General features: G+C 62.7%; 3 protein-coding genes. 2 read left to right on the forward strand and 1 reads right to left on the reverse strand.

All coding sequences use genetic code 11. From position 1 onward, the window contains the following. A partial coding sequence (locus IVB32_RS16160) for a M20/M25/M40 family metallo-hydrolase (protein WP_247410734.1) occupies positions 1 to 1,059 on the reverse strand: 1,059 nt, incomplete at its 3' end. 280 nt (positions 1,060 to 1,339) lie between these two features. Here IVB32_RS16160 and IVB32_RS16165 point away from each other — a divergent pair. Both IVB32_RS16165 and IVB32_RS16170 read left to right on the forward strand, forming a co-directional pair. Continuing rightward, a complete protein-coding gene (locus IVB32_RS16165) occupies positions 1,340 to 2,947 on the forward strand; it encodes an ABC transporter substrate-binding protein (RefSeq protein WP_231190580.1) in 1,608 nt (535 codons plus the stop codon). Positions 2,948 to 3,187: 240 nt separating this feature from the next. Then, positions 3,188 to 4,447 (forward strand): glycosyltransferase family 39 protein (locus tag IVB32_RS16170; RefSeq protein WP_346731101.1); only part of this gene is annotated, 1,260 nt, incomplete at its 3' end.

The following is a 4,447-nucleotide window of genomic DNA, read 5'->3' on the forward strand; positions in this document are numbered from 1 at the left end:
TTCGAGCGTGTGGCCGTTGCCGCCACGCACGCCCAGGCCGTCGAGAGTCGGGATGCCCATTGCGCCCGTGAAATTGCCGTCGGAGCCGCCGCCGGCGCTCGCATGCGGCAGTTCTGCGCCAAGCGACTTGGCGATCCCGCGCGCCCTTTCATACAGCGCCATGGTGCCGGCATCGGGCTCCCAAACCGGACGTGTCACGCCGCGCGTCACCTTGAAGGTGACATCATTGGTTGTACCGGAGAGCGCCAGCATCCTCTCGACGCCGCGATCGAGGTCAGCCTGGCGCTTGGCCATCGAAAGCGCTTCGCCGGTGGCGGTCGTGGCAACGCAATTGACCCATTGACCCCCGTGCACGACGCCGACTGAAAACGTGCAGTCTTCGCCCGTCATCGCATCGATGGCGAGGATTTGCCGCGCCATCTCGCGAATCGCCGAGCGGCCCGCCGACAAGGTCGCGCCGGCGTGGCTGGGACGGCCGGTCGCCTCGAGATTGAAGCGCGCGATGGCGTAACGTCCGGTGGTGACGCCGTTGTCGGCGCGGCCGGGCTCCGGCACCAGCACGTATTTGTTGCGCGCGGCTTCCGCCTCGATGATATCGCGCGTGGAGGGTGTGCCGACTTCCTCGTCGGGCGTGAACAGCACGGTGATCGGCAGTGGCGTCGTGAACGAGGCGCGGGCCAGTTGTCGGATGGCTTCCAGCGAAAGATAATTGCCGCCCTTCATGTCGTAGATGCCGGAGCCATAGCACTTGTTACCCTCGCGGCGCCATTTCAGCTTCTCAATGGTGCCTGTGGGGTGGACCGTATCCATGTGTCCGGCGATCAGGATGCCCGGTTCGCCCTGCTTCGGATGCGGAAAGCGGGCGCGGATCACGCCGCCAAAGCCCTGGCGACCGGCGATGCGCTCGATCGTCGCACCCATGATCGCCATCTCCCGCGCTGCGATATCGAGCATGCGGTTCACGGCGCTCGCGTCCCAGGTCGGGCTTTCGCATTCCACCCAGCCGCGCAGACCCTGGAGCATCGCTTCGGAATCGAAGGGAAGATTGGCTGGATTCATCTCAATGTCTCTCCAATGTCTCTTGGGCTTTGGAACATGGAACGCGCATTGCATCGGCGCGGGGCAGGACAGGCGGAGAGTGTTGTAGAGCCAAACCGATCCTTGTGGAGCCCGTGTGCGCGCCGCTTGGGCTTGCGGCGAAACCGGATTGACGCGCTCGGCACCGTCTGCAAGTCTCGAAAAGATAAAGGCATTGCATGAGGTTCGTTCGCCTAAAGAACGAACCGGATGCTCAATCAATAACCTGCCTTTGAACAGTTTCACGTCAGGAGAACTTTTTATGTTTAAGTTGATGCGCCGGGGGCCTCGCGCGTTCGCCTCCAAACTTGCGCTGTCGCTCGTCGCGCTTTCGACCGCACTGGCCTCGCCGGTGCTTGCGGCCGGCAAGACCATCACGGCGGTAATGCATTCGGATCTGCGCATCATCGATCCGATCTTCACCACGGCCTACATCACGCGCGACCATGGCTACATGATCTACGACACGCTCGTGGCGCCCGATTCGAACTTCAAGATCCAGCCGCAGATGGCGGACTGGAAGATCTCCGACGACAAGCTCACCTACACCTTCACGCTGCGCGACGGCCTGAAGTGGCATGACGGTGCGCCGGTGACGGCGGAGGACTGCGTCGCCTCGCTCAAGCGCTGGGCCGCAGTCGATGGCATGGGCCAGAAACTGCTCGACTTCACCGCCAGCATCGAGGCGACCGATGCCAAGACCATCACGCTGAAGCTGAAGGAGCCCTACGGCCTCGTGCTCGACTCGATCGGCAAGCCGTCCTCCCGCGTTGCCTTCATGATGCCGAAGCGCCTGGCCGAGACGCCGCCGGACAAGCAAATCCCCGAGCAGATCGGTTCGGGTCCTTTCAAGTTCGTGCAGTCGGAATTCCAGCCGGGCGTGAAGGCGGTCTATGTCAAGAACACCGATTACGTGCCGCGCAAGGAGCCGTCGAGCTGGACCTCCGGCGGCAAGGTGGTGAAGGTCGACCGCGTCGAGTGGATCACCATGCCGGACTCGCAGACCGCGGTGAACGCGTTGCAGTCGGGCGACATCGACTTCGTGGAAAATCTGCCTTACGACATGCTCCCGTTACTGGAAGCGAACAAGGACATCACGATCGAGGTCTCGAACAAGTTCGGTTTCCAGACGCTCGGCCGGATGAACTTCCTTTATCCGCCGTTCGATAATGTCAAAGTGCGCCGTGCTGCCTTTCTGGCGATAAACCAGAAGGACGTTCTCGACGCGCTCGTCGGCAACGCCAAATATCAGAAGGTCTGTGGCGCCTTCTTCGTGTGCGATACGCCGTTCGCGACGGAGGCCGGTGCCGAGACCCTGGTGAAGGGCAACGGCATGGCCGAAGCCAAGAAGGCGCTCGCCGAATCCGGCTATGACGGCACCCCGATCGTGATCATGGCCCCCGGCGATGTCACGACGCTGAAGGCGCAGCCGATCGTTGCGGCTCAGTTGCTGCGCGAGGCCGGCTTCAAGGTCGACCTGCAAGCGACCGATTGGCAGACGGTGGTGAGCCGCCGCGCCAGTCAGAAGCCTCCGAAAGAGGGCGGCTGGAACATGTTCTTCACCAACTGGGTCGCGGCCGACGTCTCCAACCCGATCGCCAATCTCTCGATCGGCGGCCAAGGCAAGAAGGGCTGGTTCGGTTGGGCCGAGAACGCCAAGATCGAAAAGCTCAAGGACGACTTCGTTCGCGCCGCCTCGCTCGACGATCAGAAGAAGATCGCCTCTGACATCCAGAAGGAAGCCTATGAGCAGGTGATCTACATCCCGCTGGGGCAGTATCTCCTGCCGAGCGGCTGGCGCAAATCGCTGACCGGCGTGCTCGACGGTCCCGCGACCCCGCTGTTCTGGAACGTCGACAAGTCGGAGTAGGGCAAAGGCCCTTCCTTTCGTCCGGATCATCATGCGGCGCCGCTGTCATCAGCGGCGCCGCTCTTTTGCCAGTCTCGGTCCTTTGTTGACCTTACGCCGGCTGAGAAAGCGGATGCTTTCAACGTTCCCAGTCTGCGGTCATTGCTATTTGTTTCGATCCAGAACTAGATGTGTCGTGCTCGCGCATCATCTTCCTCCCTCCATTTGATTCCAGTGCCGATCGATTTTGCATTCCAGGCGATGGCCGAACGGTCCGATCGCGCGCCGGCACGATGGCGCCGGCCATTCCGGCGTTGGCTCGATGGCGTCGAGACGGGCTGGGCCGTGCCGCTTCTCGTCGCCTGCTTCGTCGGGATCTGGACGCTCTATCTGGCAGTCGCCTATGCCGGCAGCGGTCTGCACCCCGATACGCTGGAGGCCTGGACGCTGGGGCGGCATTTCGCGTGGGGCTATCCCAAGCATCCGCCATTGACCGGCTGGGTTGCCGCGAGCTGGAGCGCCATTTTTCCGCTCACCGACTGGTCGCTGCAATTGATGGCGATGGCCAACGCCGGGCTCGCGCTGGTCTTCGTCGATCGGATCGCGCGGCAATTCGTGAGGGGGCACAAGCGCGTCCTGGTGCTGTTGATCCTGATGCTGACGCCGGCCTATCAATTCCATGCGCAGCGCTTCAACGCCAATGCGGTGCTGCTGGCGGTCTGGCCGCTGGCGACCTGGTGCTTCCTGCGCGCATTCGAGACCCGAGCGGCGTCGTGGGCGGTTGCCGTGGGATGCACGACGGCACTGGCCATGGTCGGCAAATATTATTCGATCTTCCTTGTCGCGAGCTTCACGTTTGCCGCGCTGGCGCATCCGGCGCGACGCGCCTATTTCACTTCCGCCTCGCCCTGGATTTCGGTCGTCGTCGGGCTTGCGGCGCTGTCACCGCATCTTCATTGGCTCGCGACCACGGGGGCATCGACCTTCACCTACGCGCTGAACCATGCCAACGGCACTGCGGCGAGTTCTGCTGCTGATGTCAGGAACTTCCTTTTGGGCCTGTTGGCGGCCATGAGTGTGTCAGCCGTCAGCTGGGTATTGATCGCCGGCACGCGGCTGAAGCAGTTTCCGGACGATTTCGCGGCAATGAATCCGGGCCTGCGGCTCCTCTTTTACGTTGCCGTCGGCACGATTGCGCTGCCGGTCCTGATCTCGCTCGTGATGGGCACCGATCTGCCGTCGCTATGGGCTTTGCAAGGGTTGTTTCTGTTCGCCATTCTCGTGGTCTGCGGCACAAATTATTCAATCGAGCGCTTTTACACCGTCAACCTCACCGTGGTCGTGGCCGGTGTCGCGCTCACGGCCGTCCTCGTCGCCGCGCCGACCCACGCGGTCTATCGCAACCATCACGGTTACGAGGAGGGGCGCAATTTCTACGCGCAGGCGGCGAGCCGATTGACACGCGAGTGGCGCGAACTGACGGACGAGCCGCTCGCCGCCGTCAGCGGCGACGATTCACCG

Origin of the sequence: Bradyrhizobium sp. 23 (genome assembly GCF_023073295.1) — a bacterium.
Lineage (GTDB): Bacteria > Pseudomonadota > Alphaproteobacteria > Rhizobiales > Xanthobacteraceae > Bradyrhizobium > Bradyrhizobium canariense_D.